We start from the raw sequence: 26,165 nt of genomic DNA on the forward strand, positions 1-26,165 counted from the left end.
GCATGCTGCACCCGATACTTTACCCGACACTTCATAATATTGCGTTTAGATTGCGTTTAGTTCACCGATTGGGCGTTGTCAGGTGGCCCATCGTCTATTGTGAAGCTATCCCCGCCGCTTTGCCAGCGCCCCACCGAAATTCTGCCTATTCCAACACCCCAAAACCCCATCACCCCACACTCCGGACTATGCAATCCGAACTCCCCACACCTACGGCGATCGCCCCCGGTTCTCTCACGGTCCACCTGCCACCCTCACTGCCCCTGAGCGAGGAACAGTTTTTTGAGTTTTGCCAGGTCAATCGCGACTTGCGAATCGAACAAAATGCAGATGGAGATTTAGTGATTATGTCGCCCGTTGGTTCTGGCACTGGCAATCGCGAAGCAAAGATTATTCAGCAGCTTGCAAACTGGTCTGATGAAGATGGAACAGGACTTGTATTTAGCTCCAGCGCGGGATTCAAGCTGTCTACGGGGGCAAAGCGATCGCCCGATGCGGCGTGGATTCGACTGGATCGGTGGAACGCGCTGACCCCGGAACAGCAGGAGCGATTTGCGCCGATTTGTCCCGATGTGGTGATTGAGCTGCGATCGCCCAACGACAGCCTGGAAACCCTGCAAGCCAAGATGCGCGAATATCAGCAGGAAGCAGGATTTCAGTTGGGCTGGCTGCTCGATCGGGGCGATCGCCGCGCCTACATCTACCGCCCTAGCGAGTTGGTGCAGGTGCTAGACAGCCCCGACTCGCTCAGCGGCGACCCCGTGCTGCCAGGGTTCCGGCTGGACTTGAGCAAAGTTTGGTGATGGGCTGAACAGTGTAGTAGCTAATGCGACTAACGAAGACTCACCCAGACAGATTGAGCTAGTTTGTTTACCGTACTTATAACAACACTTTATGGATACTTTCAACAAGCCTCTCAATAAAGTCAACTGCATCGCCAACTAGCACCTCATCAATATTCCATCGACTGCCAATATTAAAAGTTGGGTCGATGTCAGCTTCATGAGCAATTTTATTTCTTCGATCGACGATTGAATTTAATTCTTGTTTGATATCTTTTGCAGGCTTCCTCATTTGAGCAGCTACTTCGTCCCACAATTTTTTGTCTGAAATGTATCTAATGGCATCGGCAATTTTGTCTGCCTGCTGAAAGCTTTGATATCCTAAACGCTCTCTAATTTCACCTTCTAGCCAAGACGTATTGTTTAACTTATTGAGAATACTGCTCGATATTATGGGAGCCAAATCTGAAATTGTGTGAGACTTACGGAGAAATTCATAACCCTGAGATAGCTGCATTTCAGCCTCAAGCCATGAGGTAATATCAATTGCTGTTAATCGATCTTGACGCGCACCACCCAGCGAAACTTGAAAGCGCGAGAATGCTGATTGAGTTGTGTTTGCTGAAGGCGATGGCTCAGGGCGATTGCCTCGATGAATTTCCAGCATTCCCAATGTGACAACTTCATGCACGTAGTAGTCTAGCGCGCTTACAGCAAGAACGAGCGCAGCACGTAACATATCTGATACATCGAGTGCGCCAGTGGCTTGAGCTTTGACGGAGTTATGAAGTGCAATCAGGTCTCGAACGCGACTAATGCTGATGCGAAACTGATCAAGCGCTGACTGCATACGTGGAGCTTTCGGAGCTTAGTGCAATAACTTTGTCTGCTAAATCTGAAAAAGTTTTCCTAAACTCTTCCTGCTTTTGCTGATTCTTCTCCAAGACCACACCTGTTTGTCTTAACTGCTCAGGGGTTAGGTCATAGACTGGAGTTCGATGTTCCTGGGATAGAGCAATTAGGCTATTAAAGTTAGAAATCTTTGCGAGAGAAAGGCTGTCTTCAAGACCCTGATCCCGATACACATAATCTGACAACATCATGTCGCTCTGTCTCAGAGTCGGAACCAGTTTTTCAGCAACAGACTTCTCAATCTTCTCAATCCAAGTTTGAAATGCAGCCGTCTCTTTACCTCGTATAATTCTATAGTTTTGCACAATTGTTCCTAGGAACCGAAGCTTAACATTAGGAAAAGGGTAGTTAGCTTCTTTCAGAATCTGAAGCGAACTAGCTGACCTAGCCCAGGCATGCCATCTGGGCAAAACCTTAACTAGAGAGTCAATTGCCATTACAGAGAAAAAGTCAGCAGTAGTTGGGACTACAAAAAAATCGCTGATCATCAGTAAGTTCTGATTGATTGAGCCTAAGCTAGGACTCATGTCAATCAGAATATAATCTGCATTAAACTTAGCTGCTGTCTTCTCAAATAAATCATTGATAGAACCTGGCAAGTTTTTAAGGGCTTGAATCGAACCACTTAACTCTTGAGCAATACCAAGTGTCACTTCATACTCTGCAAAGCCAACATGACCAGGTAATAGAAATAAATCATCTCGACCTGATACTGGAATACAATCAACAGCCTCGATTGCTCTTGGTTGTGATTCAAACGCAGGAGCTAAGCCTGTCTTTATGTTTGATACCGTGTTGTAAATTTCTTGAATCCGGGCTTCGTCATCTTCAGTTTCCTCTCCCAAGGCCATGCCTGTGAGATTACATTGTGGATCGCTATCAACAAGAATGACTCTTTTCCCTTTTGAGGCAAGCATCCAACCTAAATTGAAGGTGGTTGTGGTTTTGCTAACTCCGCCTTTGTGGTTGAATAAAGCAATTTTTTGAACCATTGCATCAAACCTTTCTGTGAGATTGCGATCGCCAGTTGCTTGAAATTTAAGTATGAAAGAGGACAGTAAGCTCAGACTTTTGCCCTCAGTATAGCTTGAGGCTTTCTACTCAAAAGCTTTCACCCAGACTACCCTACGCCGCCTGCGACTGCCCCAGTTCGGTCAGGAACTTCAGCGCCTTCACCATCGCATCGGCAACGGCGGTCGGCGGCAGTTCGTAGAAGGCTGGCCAGGCTTGACCTTTGCGCTCGTCGTAGCGGTTGGCATCTTCGGGGTGCCGCTCTAACCAAGCAATGCGGACGGCGTGCCCGATGAATACATCCAGCACGATGTATTCCTCAAACTGGAGGTCGGGGTTTTGTTCGGCGATCGCCGCCAGGGCCATCAGCGCTTCCACATTCACCTGGCGATATTCGGGAGCCTGAATTTTGTTCAGCAGGTGTTCGACTCGCAGCGCAAAGTTTGTCTCGCCGGGGGTCATTTCCAGCAGCAGTTCGCTTTCCAGACGGTTGCGCCGATCCAGCTTATCGCCGATGACCAGTCCTTTGCAGTGCTGCAACACGCGCCACACGCAGCGATAGAAATCTTTGGGAACCTTGGTCAGTGCGCCTTCCATGCGGCGCTTTTTGGCCCAGCCACCGCTGGCAGAGTCGCTCGCCGCCGTCTCTTCGCCGCTGGGTTCCACCAGTTCAGGAGCCACGGGCACGGCTGCCCACTGAATATTTTGCTGCTGGCGGATGTGCAGAGACTCCTGCTGGAAGAGAATGTCGTTGAGTTGTTCATATTCCAGCAAGACTTTGTAGAGGCGCGTTTTTACCTCAAACGGGCTGAGCTGCATCAAATGCTCGTAGGCTTCATCCTGCGTCACGTCCAGCTCTCGCGCCAGTTCGCTAGTAATCAGCAGGATCAGATAGCCGACGCGCAGCGTGAGTACGCCCTTAAACAGGTGCGGGTCGGTCTTGATCAGCATACTCAGGTAGACCAGGATTTCCTGCGTCAGGGGGCGATCGCGCACGTCTTGCCGCACAAACTCGCGGATCTTGTCCATGATTTCATAGGTGGACATAGGGCTGGTCATCAGCGAATCTTCGCTGTAGGCCTTGCCCACGGCGATTTGCTTTTGCCGCACGAGGATATCTGTCACCGCATCCGACAGGTTCACGTCCACCTTGTCGAGCAGGCCCGCCGCCTGACGGATAATGCCCCACAGCCGCAGTTGGCTGGCCTTGGCATAAATCTCGTCGAGCAGATCGGCAACGGTGAGCGATCGCCCTGGCCCGCCAAAGCCTGTGTCAAACTCCAGCCCCTCCAGCCGATTTAGCGCCTCCAGCACTTCGATTTGCTCGTAGAGGTTTTCGGAATGGCGCAGGCGTTCCAGCAAGGCAGGCACATCTGTCTCGCGCTCCAGGCGAAACTCCTCGGCGCTGCTGAGCGGGTGGTTGCGGTCGGGGCGCAGCGTCAGGAAGTAGGGCGTGGGCAGGGCATCCTGCACAGGCGAGGTATCGAACACGAATTCGTGGATGAAATCGAACCGCTCGGTGCCTGCGGTTCGCATGAGTTCCTGCAAGCGACCCAGCGTGACGGGAATGCCGCCGCAGTGCCCGTCGCGTAGCTCACTGAATAGCTCCAGCAGCGGCTCTTTGTCGCGCAGCATGTCGTGGGTCAGCAGCAGCGTCATGGTGGGGCGGCCGAGGCGATTCCAGTGTCGCCAGATATAAGCCACCTCAGCGCGGATTTGGGACACCAGGATGTGGTAATCGAGCGTTAGATAAAACTGCTGCTGATCCAGAAACGACGGCAAAAACACCATCGTTTCGCCCTTGATCTTGAAAATGCGGGAGGTGGTCAGGCTCCGCAGGCGGCGGATAGGGCGACCGCTCAGGCCCAACTTGTCGTTGCGCCCAATCTGGGTCAGCACATCCGAAAGCTGTCCCGAGGTTCGCACCTGGGTTGGGTCGATCTGGCTGGGCGTTTGCGTGGCCACCCCAAAGGCGGCCAGTTCTGCCTGGAGTGCCTCATCTTCGGCCAGCAGGGAAATTTGCACTAGGGGCCGGGGGTGCTGACCCAGGCGCAGGTGTTGCCCCAGGGGATCGAGGTCGCCGGGGGCAATCAGCCCTTCCTGGAGGAGCCGACCGAGGAGATAGAGGCTTTGGGCCCACACGAGGGGCAGGTTGTCGTTGGGCAAGCGGGTTTGGCTGCCGGGGTGTTCGCGTTCGGGGGCGATCGCCTCTTGTGGCACGTAGTAAAGTTCTGGCAGCAGCTTCAGCCCGTCTTTCTCCACGCGCACTGCGTCCAACTTTTGGCGATAGTCTTCTGCTTGCGTTGTGTCGCCGCGAAACAGGGCATCTAGATACAGATAGGTAAAGAACAGCGGCCACTCGCACTCAATATGCTCAAAGGCTTTCAGTTCCCACGGTTCATAGTGCAGCCGCGTCGGGTCTTCGATGACCGTCTGGTGGCCATCCCGCAGGAATCGCTTGCAGCCGTAGCGGCCCTGGAGTTTGGTCACGACGTTATTGCGAGTCCGTTCCACCAGGCTCAGGTCTTCGACCGCGAAGGCGGGATAGCCAATGACGCTCAGCACCGCCGCGTCTACTTCCTTGGAGGCCGACTCGCGGGGCAGAAGCGATTCCAGTGTGTTTCGCGCGCGGGCAATTTCGTCCGGCAGGACGTGGATAATGGACGACTGGCTGCCGCGCACGCCAAACAGGTCGAGGCCGCTAATTGCCTCCAGCGCCGCCTTAGCCATGCCGACCGAGCTGGCGTTTAGCTCTGGATTGCCGTGGTTGATCTTGTTGCCGCGTTCCCAGATGCCGTAGTCGGGGGTGCGGTAGGCGCGACCAATGTAGTAAACGAGGTTTTGAATAAAGTTCACCTCGTCCAGCGTGAAAATAATTTGCAGCCCCGAAGCCGTCATCTGCGACAGCATCAGCAGGTAGATCGAGGTGGCATCGATTTGCAGGTGGCCCCAACCGTCGTCGCCGACCACTGTGTTGGTCGTTGCCAGGTCATATTTGGCGTGGAGGGCATCCAGTGGATGCTGGGTTTGTTTAAATTTTTCGACCTTGTGGGCCTGCCGCATCATGGCAAACAGCAGCCCACGCATCAGCTTGACGACACTCTGCTCTAGCTCGTAGCAGCGCCCCCGGTCTTCCCCAATGCGGCGATAGGCCAGCGCCAGCCCCCACACGCAGAGGATGCTGTACACGTTGTCGCGTACCCAGGCATCAGTGTAGTTGCCGTGGGAATTGATCGCAGTGCTGGCAGGGAGCAGACCCGTGACGGGATGCTGCCGCGCCAAGATGATCCGCTTCACCTCTTCGTAGTAGCGGTCAAGCTGGGACTGGAGGGTGCGGAGCGCATCAGATGCCGACAGATCCGATGGAGAAGAAGCTGGTGTGGACATAACCGCTGTGGCAGAGTTCAGGTTGCTTGCCGCATTTATTATTGAGCGTTTGTCAAATGTGGATCGCAGCACAGCTAGCAGAAATGGCAGGCTGTGGTGCTGGCAATGGCGGAGCGGGACGCTGCTTTACTAAAAACTTTGCTAAAGATACAGATTGAAAGGCGATCGCCAAGATTAAAACTGAATCAACATGGGACTTGTGTACTCCCATTATTAAGCTTATTGAGCAATGTGCAAGGTTTAGCAGCAGCGCCAAGAAAGAGAATCGCTGCACAGCAGGCTGCACAACGATTTTGAGAGATTCATCTGAAAATGGGTCTGGGAAACTTTCTGAAAACGGCTTAGGGCGCGTCATCAATTAAGCTTAGAAACCTTAAGGGACTAGCAGTATCGCGCCTGCTAAACAAACCAGGCTAGGGGCTGAACCTCTTAAGAAACCTGATGTTGAACAGGCAATTGATGACAGTGCCTAGTAGCTGTCTTCTCCGGCGATCGCCCCTGTTTTGTCCGACTCCGCTGGGCTGGTAGAACCGCTCTGGGCGATCGCCGCTTCTCGAATGGCCTGCCAGTGACAAAACAGGTCTAAACCGCTGAGGTTGGCATCGAGATAGGTTTGAACGGCCTGGTCAAGCTCTTGCTGCGTTTGAGGAACGGGAATCTGGCACACAAAATCTGCCATGAAAACCTCCTTGGCGATGGGTCACAAAACGTCAAAGCTGAGGCGATGTCTGGGTTCTCAGAAAACTTTCAGAAAACTTTCAGAAAACTTTCAGAACAGCCCATGTGCTTATTGTAGTCAGGGAATCTTGAAATAGTATCAAAAGATACAGTTTGTGAGACTTTATTACAATTTCTCTAGAAACGCAACACATTCCACATGGGGCGTTTGCGGGAAGAAATCGACGGGTTGGGCGCGGGTGAGGCGATAGGCTCCGTCGGCACAGAGCCGCCGCAGGTCGCGGGCCAGCGTCGCGGGGTTGCAGCTCACGTAGGCAATGCGGCGCGGCTGAAGGCTGAGCAGCGTTTCCAGCACTGAGGCATCGCAGCCCTTGCGCGGCGGATCGAGCAGCACGATGTCGGGCTGTTCATCCAGCTTTGGCAGCAACTCCTCGACCGTGCCCGCCTGGAATATCGCGTTGGAAATGTCGTTTTGATAAGCATTGGTCCAGGCTTGCTGAATCGACTCCGGCTGTAGCTCGATGCCGATCGCCCGTTTGACCTGTCTGGCCAGGGGTAGGGTAAACGTGCCGATGCCGCAGTAGGCATCTACTAGGGTTTCGTCGCCCTGGAGGTTGAGTTCGGCGGCGATCGCCCCCAGCAGGGCCTCCGCCTGCTCCGTGTTCACCTGAAAAAACGTCGTCGGCTGAATCTGAAACTCCAGCCCTGCAAAGCGTTCTCGCAAAGCGTTCTGCCCTGCAATGCAGCGCGTCTCTGGGCCAAAAATCACGTTCGTTTGCGCCGGATTCAGGTTCAGCGCCACGCCCACCAAATCGGGATAGCGCTGGAACCACGCTTCTGCCTGCTCCGCCAGCCCTACCAGACCCGCGTCGGTACTCACCAGCGTCAGCAGCATTTCCCCAGTGTGTCGCCCAATCCGCAGCCCCAGATGGCGCAGCTTGCCCCGATGCAGCCGCTCGTCGTAGATGCTCCAGCCGCGGGTTTGAATATCCTGCTTCACCTCCGCCAGCAAGGGATTCAGCCGCGCATCCTGAATCGGGCACTGGTTCAGGTTGACCAACTGGTGGCTGCCCTTCTGGTAATAGCCAGCGCGAACCTGGCCCGACTCGCCCCGGTCGAGGGGGTAGGTGGCTTTGTTGCGGTAGTTGAGGGAAAGCGTGGGGGAGGGGGAGAGGGGCAGAATGGGGGAAACTGGGGGATTGGCAAAGCCGCCGATGCGCTCTAGGTCTTGGGTGACGAGGTTTTGCTTGGCGGCAAGCTGGGCGGCGTAGGTGAGGTGTTGCCACTGACAGCCGCCGCACTTGTTGGCCACGATGCAGGCGGGACGAATGCGATCGCCCGATGGCTCCAATAGCTCATGCAGCTTGCCCTGGGCGAACTGTGGCTTGACGCGGATCAGTCGAGCGATGAGGCGATCGCCCACGGCCGTATCCGGCACAAACACCACGCGCCCGTCCACGCGCCCCACGCCGTCGCCACTGTTGCTCAGGTCAGTAATCGTTAGTTCCACCAACTCGCCCTGCTGCCAGCGGGGGGTGGTATTGGGCTGGGCTGGTTGGGCAATGGGGTCGGGCATGAGAGCGGGTCAAACCGGATTAGTTTGAGATAAAAGGATGATTCTGGAGAGTCTCTGAGAAAGTCTCTGGGGGTGATTGGAGGTGTGCCAAGCTTCTTTGAACGGCAGTGGTTTCGGGGTGGGTCTTGCCTAGCCGCTGCTCCAGAATTTCGAGCGATCGCCGATAGAGCGCTTCTGCCTGCTCTGTTTGCCCCTGATCTTGATACAGGTTTGCCAGATTGCAGAGACTGAAAGCGACTTTGGGATGGTCGTCTCCAAGCTGCTGTCTGCGGATCGAGAGCGATTGCCGATAGAGTTTTTCTGCCTCATCATAGCGGCCCTGCACCTTGTACAGCAGTGCCAGGTTGTTGAGGCTGGTGGCCACATCGGGATGATCGTCCCCAAGTTGCTGTCTGCGGATCGAGAGCGATCGCCGATACAGATCCGCTGCCTCCTCATAGCGGCCCTGCACGCGATAGAGCGTTGCCAGATTGTTCAGGCTGCGGGCGAGTTCCAGGGGGTTGATGCCTGGCCGCTGGCGGAGCTTGAGCGATCGCCGATAGAGGGCTTCAGCTTCGTCATAGCGGCCCTGATCTTGATACAGCCCCGCCAGGTTGTGCAGATCGGTTGCCACATCGGGATGCTCGACCCCATAGAACCGTTCATCAATCGCGAGCGATCGCAAATACAGCGCCTCGGCCTCGTCGTAGCGGCCCTGATCTTGATATAGCCCCGCTAGATTGTGGAGATCGGTCGCCACCTCCAGATGGCGCTGGCCATAGACTTGTTCGTCGATGGCCAGCGCCCGCTGAAACAAGGGTTCCGCTTCGCAATAGCGCCCTTCTGCCTGGTAGAGCAGCGCCAGGTTGTTGAGCGCGGTGGACACCTCAGGATGGGTGGGCCCCAGATGTTGCTCTCGCAACTGGAGCGATCGCTGAAATAACGGCTCTGCTTCGGCATAGCGCCCTTGTTTCTGGTAGATCGTGGCCAGCCGATCGAGGCTGCTGGCCAGATCCAGCGAATCGGCCTGCCGCAGTTGCCCCAAAAGCCCCTCAAACTCGGTTGTCAAATGCCGCAAGTCCTTCTGAGCATCGGCACTAGCCAGCGCCTCCAGCGCAGGCAGCAGATAAGTTTTGAGTAATTCCAGATCGCTCATGCCATCCGCCCGCGCCGACCGAAACTCCTGCACCAGTTGCAGCGCCTGGAACCGGGCATCCCGAATGGCTGTGGTTGCCCCATCCTCTTCGTCAGCAGCATCCGCAGAATCGCTCCACACCACCTCCGTCAGCGCTAGCCGGGGGCTAAACCAGCTATTCATATCTGGCATGGCGTGGATGGCAGTCTGAAAAAAGCTAGGAGTCATCCACCAAATCTGGCGTAGGGGAAAGCTGGCGTAGCGATCGCGGTGATAGTTGAGCAGCCGCAGCGCTTCTTCGAGCGGCACTTGGGGACTAAAGGCCCTGGCAAAGCCCGTAATCGACACCACTCCGGGCGACAACTGGCTAAGGCGCTCTAGCAGATCGGCCACGGCGATCGCTGGCGACTGGTTTGGCCGTAGCTCTAGGTCATACACCGGAATGCCTCGCGGCTCCAGCGCGGCCCGCACCCGATCCATCACTTCCTGCCGCGAAAACTCCGAGCTATATTCCACTCGCGCCATGCCCGGCATCTCTCGCCCGCCCCACAGCACCAGTCGGGCACTAATGTCGGCAATGCTGCCTGTTGATGGGGAAACCGGGTCTGCCATCGTCGCTAAATCGTGCCTCCAGGAAAACGACCCTGCCCATCGGCTTCCAGATGACCCTGCCGACCCAAAATATCCACGACCATTGGGTGGAGCCCAAACCAGCGCTGGCCGTTAAACTCCTGCACGGCCCGCGAGTTCAACAGAGAATACATCACCGGATCGGTCATTTGGGCTTCCTGGTCGCCTGCATAGATTCGCTTCATGCGATCCACCTTGTGGTCGTAGGTCACGATTTCTCGATCATAGGGGCTTTGCCCCAGTCGCCGCTCGTAGTCGCTGCGGAGGTTGACGATGGCTGCATCCAAGTCTTTGGCGCTAATCTGAGCGGCAGAGCGCAACTGAGCCGTGTCGGCGGCATAGTTGACCAGGGCAAACAGATCGCGCAAGTTGCCGCCAGAGGCGATCGCCACTCGCAGCCACTGGTTTTTTTCAAACAGGTTCAAATCCATCCGCGCCTGCAAGACTTTGCCCACAGCCAGGGAGCCAGGGCGATTCAGCTTGTGGTGGGGGTCGTAGACGGGCGTATCGGGAATCACAAAGCTGCAATCCATTGGGAAGGGCAGTCGCGGCGCAGCGGAGGAGTAGTACAACCCAATGGGCAGCGTAAAAATCAGATGCGTCCGCAAGTCCTGGAACAGGTTGGCATAGGTGACGAACAGTTCCTCGGTGCGCTCGGTGGGGATGCCTGCCCGGTCAAAGTCTTCGCCTACAAATAGCCACTCGTGGCCGCTGGCCGATCGGAGGTGCTGGTTGCACTCATCCAGCAAGGCGTTGGCGATGTCGATTAGCTTGATCAGGCGGCTGATGCGATATTCCACTACTTCGACTTTGCGTGTGGCGGCAAACTTGATTTCGCTCTTGAGGTTGGCAAATAGCCCCAACACCTTGCCCCAGAGCGAGTCTGCCGGAAGACCTGCGCCCGCTTCCAGTTGCATGGCGGCATCCTGGGCCTGCGATCGCATCTCGGTTTCTGTGGCAAACCAGTCCCAAATCTCCCGAAGCCGCTGGTCTGATGGGCGCTTGCCTGCGCCGCCTTGGTCTACGGGACGCGCCGTTCGCTCCGTCACCTCGGCCATCATCAACAGCAGCACATCTAGTGCCCGAAAATTGCCCGGATCAAGAGCCGTCATGGCGCTAAACCGGATGGCGCGAAACTGATCCCGGACGTGCGCTAGCAGCCGCGAAATCTCGGTCGATTTACCCACGCCGCGATGCCCCATGACGCAGGCTTTGAAAGGAATCCCGTCGGCATAGGCCCGCCGCAAGCGCATCTGAATCCGCTGCATTCGGTCGCCACCCCGGACTTCGTTTAGCTCTTTGCGGTAGAAAGCTTTGAGTTCTTCAATGGTTTCCAGCGGCGCTTGCTGGAGCGTGCGATAGACCTCCGAGAGCGATCGCGCGGGAGTGTGTTGCAAAAGCCGGGGGCTGGGGGTCATGGCTGGGAAACCGTTGGGGAACCGCTAAACCGTTAGGAAACGGCTACAGTTGTCATCCTACTCTGGTTGTCCCATCCCGATGCGTCTGGATCGGCACGTTGAGATTCGGTGGCTTGGGGCTGGAAGTTACCCCCCCGTTCGGTAGGGTTTCGGTAGGGTTTATGTGTCTCTAGCGGCGAACCGCACAGACCGTGTTTTGACTCAGTCCAGCCGTTTGCGGATGGCTTTGACCTGCACGGCCCGTCCTGCCAGCGTTGCGGTATTTCCTTCAAGCTGCACGTATATCTTCCCCGACAGCGCTTTTTGCAGCCCCTCGCGCTCATAGACCCGGATCTCTTCTGTGCCCTCGGTTTCTAGCGCATCCTCGCGGAGCCGATAGCCCAAGTCTGAGAGGATGGGGTCTAGCTGTTTCCAGAAGGTCTTCTTGCTTTTGAAGGGCAACTCGACGGACACCGAGCGGTTGAAATATGCGCCGATCAGCCCGCCCAGCAGGCCACCCATTAGCCCGACCTGCTGCGGAACCCCTGCGATCGCCGTATCCAGCGATAGCGCGGTGACTAGCGTGAATACAAGCGCAGTGCTGGCGAAGTAGTACAGAAATGTGGCGGTGAAACCGGGGCCAAACTGCATGGTGCGATCGCCTCAAGCGGAGTCTCTGGACGGGTTTAAATCTCCAGATCTAAACCTCCAGAAACTATCACGCTTGAGGCATACCGTTCAACTCATTCAGGCAGGGCTGGGGTGTCGTAATACCCAATTGAGTAAACAGCAGAGGATTGGATGCACCTGCGATTCGTTTTTGCAATTTAATGGGCAAATGAATGAGAAAATCAACGAGTTAATGAATGGACAGGTTTTGATTTTTGGCTCATTGAGGCTTTAGGTAAAATACGCCCCGATAGCGCAACAAAAGTGCTGAATTTGGTGCTTCCTGGGGTTTCGATAAATGACCTTGAAAGGCAATCATGCTGCCGCGATATTTTCCGAAAATGATCGATGATTGGGCGATCGCCTCAGCAGACTCAAACTCGGGCTGGGAGTTAGATGAAAAGGAACTCATGGGGGCTTCTCCTGATTTGAATAAAGACCTGAAGTGGTCTTTGGGGGCGCGTTTTGACCTATTTTTGAATTCAGTTCGATTCACCAAGATTCCAGGACGACGCTCGTGTTTGCTGTCGCAATTGCATGTGATTTCAATCACGATTGTTGGAGCGCGGCGAGAGGAATGATGGCTCCAAACTGAGCAGCGTGCTATATTCTTTAGTCCTTGAACTGGCTCATGCTCAGCCCATCAAAGCCGGGACAGAGGGTTGATGCAGAGTGGTGATCAGGTCGGAGGGTTGGGACTGGAGCGCCGCTGGGCGTAGGTCAAACAGAAACTCGCCAAAGTCTGCCAGCGTGTCCAGCCCGGTCAGGTTCATCACGACTTCGATCGCTAGCCAGATGGCGGTTTTTTGAAGGATGCGTTTCCAGGGGAGATTCATGGCGTGATCCTCAGCAAGCGGCTTTCCTGGGCCTACGAAGATTTATCGGCAGCGCCAGACGGAGTTATGCATCTTGGAAGGATCGGGTCTGGGCAGCGGAGTCTGGCTTTGCTAGCGTTCTGGAAATGAAAAGTTGGGAAACGAAATTTGCAGAATTTTCGAGACAGGATTTTCGAGATTTGCGAACTATTGGCGAAATTTGCGAAACATTGAGAGGGGCTGCCGTTGCCTGCGGTCATCCTCTAGATTGGAGTCCACGAGCGATCGCCCCCAAATCGCAACTGCCCACCAGACAGAAACTCTGATCACAAATAGCGCGTCAGGAATCTTGCGTTTGCAATGGGTTTAGCGATCGCCCCAGCAAGCCTTTCAGCAATCTTTCCAGCAATAGGGTTACGGTGCCGTGGTGAAATTCGACTTTCTGCGTCAGCAGCCTCGCAAACTGCCTGCTTCTCGTCGGTCTGCTGCGTTGCGTCGGCACGGGACGCGCCAGCCGCGCCCGTGGCAGCCCAGACTATTGGGCTGGCTGGGGTTGCCGCTGTTGGCAGGCGGGATCTATGGAACCTTGGCCAGCGACACCGCAGCCCAGTCCAGGCAGCCAGCCAGGATGCAGTCTGCGGCAATTGGGGCCGCCTGGACCCCCAACCTAGCGCAGGCAACACCCGTAGGGGAACTGGTCACTCAGGGCCGGCAGCTTGTGATCAACGGCCAAACTCTGCCGGGGGCGTGGACGGTCTGGCAGCGGCGGGTCGGTGTGGCGGATGTGGATCTGGCTCAGACGCTTGGCGTTCATCTGTTGAGCAATGTTGCGCCTCAGCAGCAGCCCGTACAGTGGTTTACAGAGCCGTCGCAACAGCCGCTCGTGTTGGGAAGCTGGCTGACCCCGCAGCATCGCTATGTGGATGTGACCGATCTGGCGCGATCGCTCGGCTGGAATGTCTCCGTCAACGGGCCATCGCTGCAAATCGTGACCCCGCGAGGGCAGATCAGTAATGTGCGACAGGGCAAGCAGGCCTGGGGCGATCGCCTGGTGGTAGATTTGAACCGGCCAGTTCCCTGGCGCGTTGCCGAAGACACGACGAGCTTTACTGTAACCCTGGACGGGGCGATCGATCCTGCCATCGCGCAGCAGCTTGCTGAAACGCTCAACCGCGAACCAGGCAATGTCATCACGGGGCTGACGATTTCCACGGCGGGCGATCGCACGCAGATTCGAGCCAACCTCTCGGCGCGGTTGCGTCCTCGCATTTCCATGTTGCCCAACCCAGCGCGGCTGGTGATTGACGTGCGTTCGGACTCGATGATAGAACGCACAATCTACTGGGCACCGGGCATCACGTGGCGACAGCAATACGTCGCAGTGGGCGCGGCTCGGTTTCCGGTTTACCTGCTGGAGCTAGATCTCCGCCAGCCGGGGCTATCCCTGCGCCCCATCTGGACTGATCCGGAGACTGCCGTGGGCACTGCGCCCCTGATTCGCACGGCCCAGCGCTGGCAGGTAGCAGCAGCGATTAATGCAGGATTTTTTAACCGAAATAATCAGCTTCCCTTGGGCGCGATTCGCACCGAAAATCGCTGGGTGTCTGGCCCGATCTTGGGACGGGGCGCGGTGGGCTGGTCTGGGGCGGGGGACTGGTTAATGAGTCGCTTGGTGTTGCGAGAGGCCGTGAGTCCGGTTGTGGCGGGGGCCGTGGGCGATCGCTTTCCTATCCTCTCGCTCAACAGCGGACTGGTGGGAGCGGGCATCTGCCGCTACACCCGCGAGTGGGGCAGCACCTATACGCCTATCACCGATGGAGAGACGGTGGTGACCGTCCGCAACGATCAGGTTGTGGCTCGTCAAGTGGTTGCCAGCCAGGTTGCCAGCGCTCCCCTGCCGGGTGATCCCCCACCGCCTGCCGAACTGCCCAGACCGACGTTTCCAATCCCGACGGATGGCTATTTGCTGGTATTGCGGGGCAACGATGCCCTGGTGAATGCCTTTGTCCCCGGCAGCAGTGTCCGCTATGAGTCGGCTACGCTGCCCGCCGAATTTGACCGCTTTCCCAACATTCTGGGGGCTGGGCCGCTGCTGGTTCAAAATGGTCAAGTTGTTCTAGATGCCAGAGGAGAAGGGTTTTCGGACGCATTTATTCAGGAACTTGCGATCCGGAGTGCGATTGGCAGACGAGCAGAGGGCACTCTAATCTTGACAGCAGTCCATCCGCGAGTGGGTGGCCCTGGCCCGTCTCTGAGTGAGATGGCGCAGGTAATGCAGCAGCTTGGCTCTGTAGGGGCACTCAATTTGGACGGCGGCAGTTCTAGCTCTCTCTATCTCGGTGGGCAGTTGATTAACCGTCCAGCCAACACGGCAGGTCGGGTTCACAATGCCATCGGTATATTCCTGCAAAACCCGCAATAAGTTGAAAAGAGCAAGTTGAAAAGAGCCAGAATGCCTCGCCGTCTAATGGTTTGCCTGCACAGATCAGCATTTTTTGGGATTCATTTTGCGGTGACATGCGCTTAGTTTAAAGATTGGGTGAAGTTTTACCGCTGTCGTTCAAGGGGTTGATAAATCCTGCCTGGTTGGTGGAATAGACACTGGTAACCCCCGGAGAATGTTGGTATGGTTTTGCACAGGTGGGCGATCGCTCTCGACTCAGGTTCGGGTTTCTAGGCGTTGAGACTCTTGGCATCCCTTACATAGTGTCCTCGGTAAGTGTTTTTTCTATGAGCGGCTGCGCCCGGCGTGCGGACTTTCCTGATACATATCCAAAGCACTGAAGAATTTTCAGGCTGCCCGTCTTGATAATGCCCCCTCTGTATAACGCAACTTTCAACTAACGCAACTTTCAACACAACCTTAGTTTCAAGCGATGTCATTTCCTAAGGAGCAAAAGACTGTGACTCAAGCAAAAGAAGTAGCGCCTTCTACCCTTCCCTCTTCACCTGCGTCCGCGCTGACGAAGGGCGTTGCAGCAACAGAACTGCGCCCCTGGGGATCGTTCACGGTGCTGGAAGAAGGTCGGGGCTACAAGATTAAGCGCATCGAGGTGAAGCCAGGACACCGCCTCAGCCTTCAGATGCACCATCACCGCAGCGAGCATTGGATCGTGGTGTCTGGCACAGCCCGCGTCACCTGTGCTGAACAAGAAACCCTGTTATTTAGCAATCAGTCCACCTATGTTCCGCCCTGCACAGCCCACCGATTGGAAAATCCTGGCGTGATCCCGCTAGTGCTGATCGAGGTGCAAAACGGTGAATACCTGGGTGAAGACGACATTGTTCGCTATCAGGACGACTACGCCCGCACCCAATAGTTGCTGTGCTAAGTAGTTAATAGCATCCAACGATACCCAATAATCATTGCCAACCTGCTCAAAACGTTGAAGCAAGTTGGAGTTGTCAAAAGCCTGGAGTGGTCAGTGCGATCGCCCCAGGTTTTTGTTTTGAAACCATCTGCTCAAATTCGCGCTAGTATAGACAACGCAGTGTTGCCTATATGGCATCAGTGCGCCCGGTGACTTAGGTTTTGTTTTGTCTAAACCTTGACAGTGCAGCAAGTCGATGGTGCAACTCAGTCCAGCCGCCGCCAGAGAAATTGAGCGGTTTCAAAGAACTCAGTCTGCTCCCACGGCGCTATTTCGGCTGGGAGTCCAGCCGGGTGGCTGCATGGGAACGATATACACCATCGGTTTGGCGGAAGTCTCCTCACCGGGCGATCGCATTTACGAGTCTGAGCAAATCCGAATTGTCGTCGATGCTCAGAGCCTTCCCTATGTGGAAGGGGTTTTGCTGGACTACTCAGAAGACTTGATGGGTGGAGCGTTTCGCTTTCAGAACCCGAAGGCGATCGCCACCTGTGAGTGCGGACACTCCTTTGTCGTGGCAGATGTGTAGCTTAATGTGAGACTAGTGTGAGCCAATCTCTTGGCTCTCTCAGCCAAATTTGACAGAACCTCGGAAAACTCGGTAAGATTGAAGACTGTGAAAACTTGACCCGTCTATCGGCAAAATACGCCAGAGTCCATGCCTACTATCCAACAACTCATTCGGAGCGAACGTCAGAAAGCAAGTTCAAAAACGAAGTCCCCGGCGCTCAAGAGCTGTCCCCAGCGCCGAGGTGTTTGCACTCGCGTCTATACAACAACTCCTAAGAAGCCCAATTCCGCCCTCCGCAAAGTGGCGCGCGTTCGCCTGACCTCTGGCTTTGAGGTGACTGCCTATATCCCTGGGATTGGCCACAACCTGCAAGAGCACTCGGTGGTGATGATTCGAGGAGGTCGGGTTAAGGATCTTCCGGGTGTCCGCTATCACATCATTCGCGGCACTCTGGACACAGCAGGTGTGAAGGATCGGAAGCAGGGCCGCTCGAAATATGGTGCGAAGCGTCCTAAGCCCGCCGCTGCTAAGTAGTGCTGCTTAGGTTAGATCCAATTTTGAATTGGGCGATGCGCGAAAGCTTCTCTCGGCGGCTTCTCGAAGCTTGAATCTATCGGTTTTAGAATAGCGTCTGAGATTTAGCTTTATTCTTCATCGCATCGGCTGCGTTAGAGCGTGTTAGGTTTTCGGAGTTTCGAGTCCGGTTCCCAGCACTTCGTACTTTGATGGGCCTAGAGGCTCAAGTTGTGGGTTGTCCGAGTGCTTGGTTGTTTGGCACTGCTATCGGGATTCTCTTCGAGTTTTGCCAAGTTTCTCTCAGTCGTTCTTATCTTTACTGTCCACTCTTCTTAAAGGTCTACAAAACACAAGGGCTACTAAAGTTATGTCTCGCCGTACCGTCATTCAAAAGCGTCCGGTTCCCCCAGACCCCAAGTACAATAGCCGCCTGGTTAGCATGATCGTTCGCCGAATCATGCGCTCAGGCAAGCGATCCCTGGCATACGGCATTGTCTATGACGCTTTTGAGTTGATTCAAGAGCGAACTGGATCTGACCCGCTCGAAACCTTTGAGCGTGCTGTGAAAAATGCAACTCCTCTGGTCGAGGTGAAGGCTCGTCGGGTGGGCGGTGCAACCTATCAGGTCCCGATGGAAGTGCGATCGGATCGCGGTACGGCTTTGGCCCTGCGCTGGCTGATTCAATTTTCTCGCTCTCGTTCTGGTCGAACAATGGCTGGGAAGTTGGCAAACGAGTTGATGGATGCTGCAAATGAGACGGGCAGTTCAATTCGTAAGCGCGAAGAAACGCACAAAATGGCTGAAGCGAACAAAGCATTTGCCCATTATCGCTACTAAGCAATCTGCCAGAACGCCTCTGGTTTTCCACTGTAGGTAGGGACTTTATCTTCTGAGGTGAAATCGCACCTTGTGATTTTCAGGGGGTGTGAACCGGGTGTGAAAGATAAAGTATAGAATCTTAACAGACGCATCACAGACGCAGTTATGCGAACATTTGGCGGCAAGCACTTAAGGAGGTAGCCGTGGCACGAAGTATCCCGCTAGAAAGAGTTAGAAACATTGGTATTGCAGCCCACATTGATGCGGGCAAAACTACCACCACCGAGCGTATCCTGTTCTACTCCGGTGTCGTCCACAAAATGGGCGAGGTTCATGAAGGAACCGCTGTCACCGACTGGATGGCTCAGGAGCGAGAACGCGGGATTACCATCACGGCAGCGGCTATCAGCACTGCCTGGACACGCCGCGACCCGAAAGATCCCACCCAGCCGCTTGCTGGAGAGCCGGAGCATCGCATTAATATCATCGACACTCCCGGTCACGTAGACTTCACCATTGAGGTGGAACGCTCAATGCGTGTCCTGGATGGTGTGATTACGGTTCTGTGTTCGGTGGGAGGTGTACAGCCGCAGACCGAGACCGTTTGGCGGCAGGCCGATCGCTACAAAGTTCCCCGGATCGTCTTTGTTAACAAGATGGATCGCACGGGTGCTGATTTCTTCAAGGTTTATAATCAGGTGCGCGATCGCCTCCGGGCAAATGCGGTTCCGGCGCAGCTTCCCATCGGCAGTGAGGACAATTTGAAAGGGATCGTGGATCTAGTTCGGATGCGTGCTTATATCTACACCAACGACTTGGGCACAGACATCAAAGAAACTGAAATCCCTGAAGAGATTCTTGAACTGGCTGAGGAATACCGGGTCAAGCTGGTCGAGGCAGCCGCTGAAACCGACGACGCACTAACTGAAAAGTACCTCGAAGGCGAAGAACTGACCGAAGACGAAATCCGGGCTGCCCTCCGCAAGGGCACGATATCGGGTCAGATTGTTCCTATGTTCTGCGGCTCTGCCTTCAAGAACAAGGGTGTTCAGTTGCTGCTGGATGCAGTGGTGGACTATCTACCTTCTCCCCTGGAAGTTCCTCCTATTCAGGGCACTTTGCCTGACGGCAGCGTTGCGTCTCGTAATGCCGATGATGACGAGCCTCTGGCTGCTCTGGCGTTCAAGATTATGGCGGATCCCTATGGCCGCTTAACCTTCATCCGGGTCTACTCCGGCGTGCTGACCAAGGGCAGCTATGTCTACAACGCAACTAAGGGTAAGAAGGAGCGGATTTCTCGTCTGATTGTTCTAAAGGCAGATGATCGCCAAGAGGTGGAAGAACTGCGGGCTGGCGACTTGGGTGCGGCCCTGGGTCTGAAAGATACCTTTACAGGTGACACGATCTGCGACGAGGCAAATCCAATTATTCTGGAATCTCTGTTTATTCCTGAGCCTGTAATCTCTGTCGCGGTGGAACCCAAAACCAAGCAGGACATGGAGAAGCTATCCAAGGCTCTGCAAGCTTTGGCAGAAGAAGACCCCACCTTCAGAGTTCACGTTGATGCCGAAACGAACCAGACCGTGATTGCGGGCATGGGTGAGCTTCACCTCGACATTCTGGTAGATCGGATGAAGCGAGAATATAAGGTGGAAGCCAACGTTGGCGCGCCTCAGGTTGCCTACCGCGAGACGATCCGCAAGGCAGTTCGGGAAGAGGGCAAATTTGTTCGCCAGAGTGGTGGTAAGGGTCAGTACGGCCACGTTGTGATTGAAGTGGAGCCGGGTGAACCGGGTACTGGCTTTGAGTTTGTGTCCAAGATCGTCGGCGGTGCGGTTCCTAAGGAATACATTGGGCCCGCTGAGCAGGGCATGAAGGAAGCCTGCGAATCTGGGATTCTGGCAGGTTATCCGGTGATTGACCTAAAGGTCACGCTGGTGGATGGGTCATACCACGAGGTGGACTCTTCAGAAATGGCATTCAAGATCGCTGGATCAATGGCAGTCAAGAATGCTGTGCTGAAAGCAGCGCCTGTCCTTTTGGAGCCTATGATGAAGGTTGAGGTTGAGGTTCCCGAAGATTTCATTGGGAGCGTCATTGGTGACCTCAACTCTCGTCGAGGACAGATTGAGGGCCAGGACACCGAACAGGGCAATGCTAAGGTTACCGCTAAGGTGCCGCTGGCAGAAATGTTCGGTTATGCGACCGATATCCGGTCGAAAACCCAGGGTCGTGGCATATTCACGATGGAGTTTAGCCACTATGACGAGGTGCCTCGCAACGTGGCTGAAACCATTATTGCCAAGAGCAAAGGGAACGCTTAACTCAGGAGAAAGGGACAAGTAAATTCATGGCACGCGCAAAATTTGAAAGAACCAAGCCTCATGTCAACATTGGTACGATTGGTCATGTGGATCACGGCAAAACGACTCTGACTGCCGCGATCACGATGACACTGGCTGCTCTTGGGCAGGCTCAGGCTCGTAAGTATGATGAGATTGATGCTGCTCCTGAGGAAAAAGCTCGGGGCATCACGATCAACACGGCTCATGTGGAGTATGAGACTGAGAGCCGTCACTACGCTCATGTGGACTGCCCTGGCCACGCTGACTATGTGAAGAACATGATCACAGGTGCAGCGCAGATGGACGGCGCTATCTTGGTGGTGGCTGCTACCGATGGTGCTATGCCCCAGACCAAGGAGCACATTCTTCTGGCTCGCCAGGTGGGTGTTCCTAGCATCGTGGTGTTCTTGAACAAAGTTGACCAGCTGGACGACGAAGAACTGCTGGAGCTAGTGGAACTGGAACTGCGCGAGCTGCTCAGCGAATATGAGTTCCCAGGCGACGACCTGCCGATTATCCGGGGTTCTGGTCTGATGGCGCTGGAAGCCATGATCAAAGATCCGAAGACTCAGCGGGGGCAGAATGAGTGGGTAGACAAAATCTACGAACTCATGGACGCTGTGGATGAGTACATCCCGACTCCTGAGCGTGACATTGATAAGCCCTTCTTGATGGCGGTGGAAGACGTGTTCACGATCACAGGTCGGGGCACGGTGGCGACTGGTCGGATTGAGCGTGGCAAAATCAAGGTCAACGAGGAAGTTGAGTTGGTGGGTCTGCGTGACACTCGGAAGACCACGGTGACGGGGATCGAAATGTTCAAGAAGAGCTTGGACGAAGGTCTGGCTGGCGACAACGCAGGTCTGCTGCTCCGGGGTCTGAAGAAGGAAGACATTGAGCGGGGTATGGTGATCGCCAAGCCAGGTACGATCACGCCTCATACTGAGTTTGAGGGTGAGGTGTACGTGCTGACTGAAAAGGAAGGCGGCCGCAAAACGCCCTTTTTTGCAGGCTACAAGCCTCAGTTCTATGTGCGAACCACCGATGTGACGGGCACGATCAAGTCTTTCACGGCTGACGACGGCAGCAATGCAGAGATGGTGATGCCAGGTGACCGCATTAAGGTGAACGTTGAACTGATCAATGCGATCGCCATTGAGCAGGGAATGCGTTTTGCGATCCGTGAAGGCGGCCGCACCATCGGTGCAGGCGTGGTTTCAAAGATCATCAAGTAGTTCCTTTTGAGCGCTACTCCGGCTTTTTCTGGATGTAAGGTCGGAGTAGTGCTTTTAGAGGGTCAATTTTTGATTCCTAGCCTTCGGTTACGTAACTCTGAACCTTGAAATTTGGATAGTTTTAGATGGCAACTCTTCAGCAGCAAAAAATTCGGATTCGCCTAAAGGCGTTTGACCGTCGTCTTTTGGATACCTCCTGCGAAAAAATTGTGGAAACGGCAAATCGTACGAATGCTACAGCGATTGGCCCCATTCCAATGCCCACCAAGCGGCGGATTTATTGCGTCCTGCGATCGCCCCACGTTGATAAAGACTCCCGCGAACACTTTGAGACGCGCACTCATCGCCGGATTATCGATATTTATCAGCCTTCCTCTAAGACAATTGACGCGCTGATGAAGCTAGATCTGCCAGCAGGCGTGGATATCGAGGTCAAGCTTTAAGGCATCGCTCTGGGGCTGACGGCTGAACCTGCTCAAATTGACAGCACTTTTTTCTTGAATGAGCCACGCAATATTTCTGGAGAGCCGCGTTTAATTAATACCGCTTTCCAGAAATATTTTGCTTCTAGTTTTTGTAAAGCGTGCCATGGATTAAACCCAGGGAGAAAGATGGTGTGTTTCGCTTGTGCCTATTCGGGTGTTACGTAGGCTGCTGTGATGCCGCCATCTACAGTGAAGGTTGCGCCGTTGACGAAGGACGATTCATCGCTGGCCAAGAAGAGAGCCGCCTGCGCCATTTCGACTGCTCTGGCAAAGCGCCCTGGGGGAATATGCACTAGGCGGCGCTGGCGACGGGCTGGATCTGCCAGTAGCTCTTGCAGGAGCGGCGTTTCCACTGGGCCGGGGCAGAGGGCATTGGCACGGATGTTTTGCCGGGCGAATTCGACGGAGATTTCTCGCGTCATCGACAACACGCCGCCCTTGCTGGCTGTGTAGGCGATTTGCGCGGTTGCTGCGCCCATCAGCGCCACAAACGATGCAGTGTTGATAATTGAGCCGCCGCCGGCCCGCAGCAGCGCTGGAATGCCGTATTTGCAGCCGAGAAACACGCCTTTGAGATTGATATCCAGGGTCAGATCCCAGATGTCTTCTTCGGTTTCCAGGACGGAACCATCTGCTGCGTGGAAGATACCTGCATTGTTAAACAGTACGTTGAGCTTGCCGTAGGATGCTTCAGCCGCGTCGATCATTGCCTTTGCATCTGCTGCTTTTGACACGTCTGCCTGAATGGCGATCGCCTCTCCACCTGCTGCCTCAATTAGGCTAACCGTTTCCGTCGCTGTGGCCAGGTTTACATCACACGCTACCACCTGTGCGCCCTCTTTGGCAAAGAGAATCGCAGACTCACGCCCGATGCCACTTCCGGCTCCAGTAATCAGGGCAACTTTATTCGATAGACGCATGTTTAGGATTTAGGGGTTAAGGGTTAAAAGGACAATACTGAGCGTTGCAGCCGGGGTCATGGTTTAGCTCTGGCGGCTTCTACGAGCGACTGAAACAAGCGCTGGTGGTTGGGGTCGGCGGGCGACAGTTCTGGATGCCACTGGACGGTGAACAGCCACGGATGGTGCCTGTGCTCCAGTGCTTCGATCAGCCCGTCAGCAGCGTGGGCTACAGGCTGCCAGCAATCCGGCAAGGTTTTAATCGCCTGGTGATGCCAGGAGACGACCGTAAGATGGGTCGTGCCCAGCATTTGGGCCAGGCGGCTGCCGGGCTGCACCTGGGCGGGATGCTGCACCGGGCGACGGGGATGGTCGAGCCGGTGGGTGACCGACTCGCCATAGACATCCGGCACATGGGTAATTAGCGTGGCTCCACTGGCGACACTGATGACCTGCATTCCCCGGCAGATACCCAGCGTCGGCAAATTCGCGGTCAAAGCTGCCTTTGCCAAAGCTAGCTCGAACTCGTCGCGCTCCTCGTCTACCAGGTAAATCGTGTGGTGCGGTTCGCCGCCATAGGCACTGGGGTCGATATCGCCGCCGCCAGAAAAAATCAGCCCATCCAGGGTGTCTAATAGCGCGGTCGGGTCGGCTTGGACAGGCGGCAGCAGCACGGGAAACCCGCCCGCAAGCTGCACGGCATCGACGTAGGTGGCAGGTAGGGTAAACTCGCCTGCTTCGCTGCGGCTATAGGTGGTAATTCCAATCAGGGGCGATCGCATTCGGTCAGGAAACGCACAGTCGGTAGAGACACCCCGCCCGTCAATGCCAATCGATCAGCATGGGCTAGATCGACGAGGATTCTGGGGAGGATTTGGGCATCATAGCAAGCGGCAGCCTCACGGTAAACGTTGTTTTTTGAAATGGGGTCGATTGACAGGTCAGAGTACCCCCGTGGCGCTGCTCGACGATTTGACGGCAAATGGCTAGACCCAGCCCGGTGCCCTTGCCCGTGGGCTTGGTGGTAAAAAACGGCTCAAACAGGCGAGCCTGTCGTTCGGGCGAGATGCCGGGGCCGTTGTCAGAAATATCAATCTGCACTCCGGTGTCGTTGACTAAACTCACCTGCATCCAAATGGTGGGATAAAAGTCATTTGTTGGACTGCTGTGTTTAGAATGTTGTTTAGAGTCAATGACTTGTTTAGAATAAGCAGCATCTTCCAGGGCATCAATCGCATTCACAAGTAAATTCATAAACACCTGATTTAATAGCCCTGGATAGCACTCGATTTCAGGAATTGCCTGATATTCTTTGATTAATTGAATCGGCGGGCGATCGCGCTTTGGCTTGAATCGATGACCGAGAATAACCAGCGTATTTTCTAGTTCTTGAACCAGATTTGCGACGCGCCGAACAGATTCATCCATTCGAGAAAAGTTGCGGAGCTGCTGCGTAATTTCTAAAGCACGATCGCCCCCCATTTTCATGGAGCGAATCAGCTTTGGTAGGTCTTCTGCAATAAAGTCTAAATCGGTGCTGGCGATCGCCTGCTGAATTTCCGCTACTGGCTCTGGATAGTGTTTCTGATAAAGCCGCAGAATGCTGAGCAAGTCTTCGGTTTGGGCGCTGGCATGGTTGAGGTTCCCCACGACAAAATTGAGGGGATTGTTGACCTCATGGGCGACACCTGCCACCATTTGACCCAGCGTGGCCATCTTATCAGTCTGAATCAGGCTATGGGTGGCGACGGCAATCTCTGAGCGAGGCTTGACGATAAACACCTTCCAGTAGACTTTGGGAACTTGAAACAGTGAGGCGATCGCCATTTCTTGCAGCAATTCATCTTGCTCTAGCTCAAACTTTTGCTGGAGATAATCCGTGCGATCGCTGCTATTTGATATCGTCAAAATCGTCGCCAGCCGCTGCTCATCTTCGGGGCTGATTTCTTTACTTTCGGCGCTCAGCATGGGCATCGCTGCATCTGGCGAATTAGGTAGATCTTGAGGGGATTGAAAGGTCTGCATATCTGCAAGCTGCGCTGCATTCAGGAGTGGCGAAAACAGCGGTTTTTTCTCAACTAGTTCTTGCAAGGTGATGAACCTTTCGACGGCTTTTCCGCTGGCATGAGTCTGCGTTTTTTTCACCCAATCTGGCTTGGGAAAGGCGATAAACTGATTGCCATAATCCAGCACGATAATGTAGCCGCCTGTCTTTTTCTGCCACAGATTGACGGTCTCTTGCAGCCCTTCTAGCTTCAGATCAACCGTCACCACGCCTAAAAAAGCTTCCTGGCGATAGGCCGGGGCAGTGCAGGTAATCATCAGTTCGCCAGAGTGGGGGTCCATGTAGGCTTTGCTCCAGACGCACTGCCCAGGCTTGGCATACTTCCCTGCGACGTACCATGCTTCCTGATGGTAGCCGACACTGCACTGGTTATAGTCATCGAAAAACTGGAGTTGCCCATCGGCATCCCGTCCCCAAAAGAAGCTTTGGCGCTCGCGATCGCCCGCGAAGGCATACGGCTCGAACCAGACCCCACCACCGGCGATCGCCCCGTCATTTTGAAAATTCAACAGTGGCGGGATCACCTGCTGCATCAGGGATTCTACGGTCGGTAGTGTTTCCGCCATCGTTGACATCGCGCGGGCTAGCGCCTCAATTTCACGAACCCGCGCATACAAATTTAGCACAAACGAATTACCGATCTGGTCGGTAACTTGGGAGGATTCTCTCAAAAAGGTGCTGGTCGCAGTTCGCTCCGGGGGTTGTAGAAGAGCCATTCCAAGTAAGCGTTGTCAGCCTTGATGGGTCGAATTGTTTATTCCAGTCTCGTTGCGCCCCGATTTCGTTGTGAAGCTACCCAAATTCTTACTCAAATTCTCATCGTAGGATGGTTCCCCCTAAGTAATCGTGTCTAATTTGACCAATCATCTCAATATCTCGCCCGCACCTTAATAACCAGAAGTGTTGAATTGAGACATAAAACTTTACATTTGACCCTATGAAGCTCC

The 26,165-nt window shown here is 54.8% G+C and carries 21 protein-coding genes; 9 read left to right on the forward strand and 12 right to left on the reverse strand.

What is annotated here, in order from left to right:
* Positions 1-188 precede the first annotated feature (188 nt).
* Entirely contained in the window at positions 189-803 is a 615-nt protein-coding gene (locus IGS16_RS02110; protein WP_297082922.1) for a Uma2 family endonuclease, read from the forward strand.
* 76 nt (positions 804-879) lie between these two features.
* On the opposite strand, the gene IGS16_RS02115 is transcribed toward IGS16_RS02110, so the two are convergent.
* The 9 genes from IGS16_RS02115 to IGS16_RS02155 all read right to left on the reverse strand — a co-directional run bounded on the left by IGS16_RS02115 (position 880) and on the right by IGS16_RS02155 (position 12,992).
* Positions 880-1,632: a HEPN domain-containing protein gene (locus IGS16_RS02115; RefSeq protein ID WP_297082924.1), complete on the reverse strand. Its 753-nt coding sequence runs from the start codon at positions 1,630-1,632 to the stop codon at positions 880-882.
* Positions 1,616-2,686 carry a ParA family protein gene (locus IGS16_RS02120; protein ID WP_297082926.1) on the reverse strand — a complete coding sequence of 357 codons (1,071 nt, stop codon included), beginning with the start codon at positions 2,684-2,686 and terminating at the stop codon, positions 1,616-1,618. The genes IGS16_RS02115 and IGS16_RS02120 overlap by 17 nt, the downstream gene beginning before the upstream one ends.
* Before the next feature lie 133 nt (positions 2,687-2,819).
* On the reverse strand, positions 2,820-6,092 hold the full coding sequence (locus IGS16_RS02125) for a glycoside hydrolase family 15 protein (protein WP_297082928.1): 3,273 nt from the start codon (positions 6,090-6,092) through the stop codon (positions 2,820-2,822).
* A gap of 469 nt (positions 6,093-6,561) precedes the next feature.
* On the reverse strand, positions 6,562-6,771 hold the full coding sequence (locus IGS16_RS02130; RefSeq protein WP_297082930.1) for a hypothetical protein: 210 nt from the start codon (positions 6,769-6,771) through the stop codon (positions 6,562-6,564).
* Positions 6,772-6,936: 165 nt separating this feature from the next.
* On the reverse strand, positions 6,937-8,346 hold the full coding sequence (gene rlmD, locus IGS16_RS02135) for a 23S rRNA (uracil(1939)-C(5))-methyltransferase RlmD (RefSeq protein WP_297082932.1): 1,410 nt from the start codon (positions 8,344-8,346) through the stop codon (positions 6,937-6,939).
* A gap of 19 nt (positions 8,347-8,365) precedes the next feature.
* Positions 8,366-10,072, reverse strand: a complete 1,707-nt coding sequence (locus IGS16_RS02140) for a tetratricopeptide repeat protein (RefSeq protein WP_297082933.1) — start codon at positions 10,070-10,072, stop codon at positions 8,366-8,368.
* Between the two features lie 5 nt (positions 10,073-10,077).
* A complete protein-coding gene (locus IGS16_RS02145) occupies positions 10,078-11,508 on the reverse strand; it encodes a hypothetical protein (protein ID WP_297082935.1) in 1,431 nt (476 codons plus the stop codon).
* Positions 11,509-11,709: 201 nt separating this feature from the next.
* Complete coding sequence (locus IGS16_RS02150) at positions 11,710-12,138, reverse strand: hypothetical protein (protein ID WP_297082937.1); 429 nt, start codon at positions 12,136-12,138, stop codon at positions 11,710-11,712.
* Positions 12,139-12,791: 653 nt separating this feature from the next.
* Positions 12,792-12,992 (reverse strand): hypothetical protein, encoded by a 201-nt coding sequence (locus tag IGS16_RS02155; RefSeq protein ID WP_297082939.1) that lies wholly within the window; start codon positions 12,990-12,992, stop codon positions 12,792-12,794.
* Positions 12,993-13,395: 403 nt separating this feature from the next.
* On the opposite strand from IGS16_RS02155, the gene IGS16_RS02160 reads away from it, so the two are divergent.
* The 8 genes from IGS16_RS02160 (at position 13,396) to rpsJ (ending at position 22,212) form a co-directional block, all read left to right on the forward strand.
* Positions 13,396-15,393 (forward strand): phosphodiester glycosidase family protein, encoded by a 1,998-nt coding sequence (locus tag IGS16_RS02160; protein WP_297082941.1) that lies wholly within the window; start codon positions 13,396-13,398, stop codon positions 15,391-15,393.
* 481 nt (positions 15,394-15,874) lie between these two features.
* Positions 15,875-16,291, forward strand: a complete 417-nt coding sequence (locus tag IGS16_RS02165) for a phosphomannose isomerase type II C-terminal cupin domain (RefSeq protein WP_068515845.1) — start codon at positions 15,875-15,877, stop codon at positions 16,289-16,291.
* Between the two features lie 247 nt (positions 16,292-16,538).
* Positions 16,539-16,871, forward strand: coding sequence for an iron-sulfur cluster assembly accessory protein (locus IGS16_RS02170; protein ID WP_068507466.1), 333 nt, complete (start codon positions 16,539-16,541; stop codon positions 16,869-16,871).
* Positions 16,872-17,000: 129 nt separating this feature from the next.
* On the forward strand, positions 17,001-17,387 hold the full coding sequence (gene rpsL / locus IGS16_RS02175) for a 30S ribosomal protein S12 (protein ID WP_068507464.1): 387 nt from the start codon (positions 17,001-17,003) through the stop codon (positions 17,385-17,387).
* Between the two features lie 349 nt (positions 17,388-17,736).
* On the forward strand, positions 17,737-18,207 hold the full coding sequence (gene rpsG / locus IGS16_RS02180; RefSeq protein WP_297082944.1) for a 30S ribosomal protein S7: 471 nt from the start codon (positions 17,737-17,739) through the stop codon (positions 18,205-18,207).
* Positions 18,208-18,392: 185 nt separating this feature from the next.
* Positions 18,393-20,513 carry an elongation factor G gene (gene fusA, locus IGS16_RS02185; protein WP_297082946.1) on the forward strand — a complete coding sequence of 707 codons (2,121 nt, stop codon included), beginning with the start codon at positions 18,393-18,395 and terminating at the stop codon, positions 20,511-20,513.
* A gap of 26 nt (positions 20,514-20,539) precedes the next feature.
* Positions 20,540-21,769 carry an elongation factor Tu gene (gene tuf / locus IGS16_RS02190; protein ID WP_068507458.1) on the forward strand — a complete coding sequence of 410 codons (1,230 nt, stop codon included), beginning with the start codon at positions 20,540-20,542 and terminating at the stop codon, positions 21,767-21,769.
* 125 nt (positions 21,770-21,894) lie between these two features.
* Positions 21,895-22,212, forward strand: a complete 318-nt coding sequence (rpsJ, locus tag IGS16_RS02195) for a 30S ribosomal protein S10 (protein ID WP_068507455.1) — start codon at positions 21,895-21,897, stop codon at positions 22,210-22,212.
* Between the two features lie 188 nt (positions 22,213-22,400).
* Here rpsJ and IGS16_RS02200 read toward each other — a convergent pair whose 3' ends face one another.
* The 3 genes from IGS16_RS02200 to IGS16_RS02210 form a co-directional block, all read right to left on the reverse strand.
* Positions 22,401-23,174, reverse strand: coding sequence for a glucose 1-dehydrogenase (locus IGS16_RS02200; RefSeq protein ID WP_297082950.1), 774 nt, complete (start codon positions 23,172-23,174; stop codon positions 22,401-22,403).
* Between the two features lie 56 nt (positions 23,175-23,230).
* On the reverse strand, positions 23,231-23,935 hold the full coding sequence (locus IGS16_RS02205; RefSeq protein WP_297082952.1) for a gamma-glutamyl-gamma-aminobutyrate hydrolase family protein: 705 nt from the start codon (positions 23,933-23,935) through the stop codon (positions 23,231-23,233).
* A 64-nt stretch (positions 23,936-23,999) separates the two neighbouring features.
* Entirely contained in the window at positions 24,000-25,934 is a 1,935-nt protein-coding gene (locus tag IGS16_RS02210) for an ATP-binding protein (protein ID WP_297082954.1), read from the reverse strand.
* Positions 25,935-26,165: the final 231 nt, after the last annotated feature.

The sequence above is a fragment of the Thermoleptolyngbya sp. C42_A2020_037 genome, from assembly GCF_015272455.1.
Taxonomy (GTDB): Bacteria; Cyanobacteriota; Cyanobacteriia; order Elainellales; family Elainellaceae; genus Thermoleptolyngbya.

Bases quoted from the DNA above. Each gene is read 5' to 3' on its own strand.
- IGS16_RS02110 (WP_297082922.1), top strand. From the start codon at position 189: ATGCAATCCGAACTCCCCACACCTACGGCGATCGCCCCCGGTTCTCTC.
- IGS16_RS02115 (WP_297082924.1), bottom strand. From the start codon at position 1,632: ATGCAGTCAGCGCTTGATCAGTTTCGCATCAGCATTAGTCGCGTTCGA.
- IGS16_RS02120 (WP_297082926.1), bottom strand. From the start codon at position 2,686: ATGGTTCAAAAAATTGCTTTATTCAACCACAAAGGCGGAGTTAGCAAA.
- IGS16_RS02125 (WP_297082928.1), bottom strand. From the start codon at position 6,092: ATGTCCACACCAGCTTCTTCTCCATCGGATCTGTCGGCATCTGATGCG.
- IGS16_RS02130 (WP_297082930.1), bottom strand. From the start codon at position 6,771: ATGGCAGATTTTGTGTGCCAGATTCCCGTTCCTCAAACGCAGCAAGAG.
- rlmD (WP_297082932.1), bottom strand. From the start codon at position 8,346: ATGCCCGACCCCATTGCCCAACCAGCCCAGCCCAATACCACCCCCCGC.
- IGS16_RS02140 (WP_297082933.1), bottom strand. From the start codon at position 10,072: ATGGCAGACCCGGTTTCCCCATCAACAGGCAGCATTGCCGACATTAGT.
- IGS16_RS02145 (WP_297082935.1), bottom strand. From the start codon at position 11,508: ATGACCCCCAGCCCCCGGCTTTTGCAACACACTCCCGCGCGATCGCTC.
- IGS16_RS02150 (WP_297082937.1), bottom strand. From the start codon at position 12,138: ATGCAGTTTGGCCCCGGTTTCACCGCCACATTTCTGTACTACTTCGCC.
- IGS16_RS02155 (WP_297082939.1), bottom strand. From the start codon at position 12,992: ATGAATCTCCCCTGGAAACGCATCCTTCAAAAAACCGCCATCTGGCTA.
- IGS16_RS02170 (WP_068507466.1), top strand. From the start codon at position 16,539: ATGGTGCAACTCAGTCCAGCCGCCGCCAGAGAAATTGAGCGGTTTCAA.
- rpsL (WP_068507464.1), top strand. From the start codon at position 17,001: ATGCCTACTATCCAACAACTCATTCGGAGCGAACGTCAGAAAGCAAGT.
- rpsG (WP_297082944.1), top strand. From the start codon at position 17,737: ATGTCTCGCCGTACCGTCATTCAAAAGCGTCCGGTTCCCCCAGACCCC.
- tuf (WP_068507458.1), top strand. From the start codon at position 20,540: ATGGCACGCGCAAAATTTGAAAGAACCAAGCCTCATGTCAACATTGGT.
- rpsJ (WP_068507455.1), top strand. From the start codon at position 21,895: ATGGCAACTCTTCAGCAGCAAAAAATTCGGATTCGCCTAAAGGCGTTT.
- IGS16_RS02200 (WP_297082950.1), bottom strand. From the start codon at position 23,174: ATGCGTCTATCGAATAAAGTTGCCCTGATTACTGGAGCCGGAAGTGGC.
- IGS16_RS02205 (WP_297082952.1), bottom strand. From the start codon at position 23,935: ATGCGATCGCCCCTGATTGGAATTACCACCTATAGCCGCAGCGAAGCA.
- IGS16_RS02210 (WP_297082954.1), bottom strand. From the start codon at position 25,934: ATGGCTCTTCTACAACCCCCGGAGCGAACTGCGACCAGCACCTTTTTG.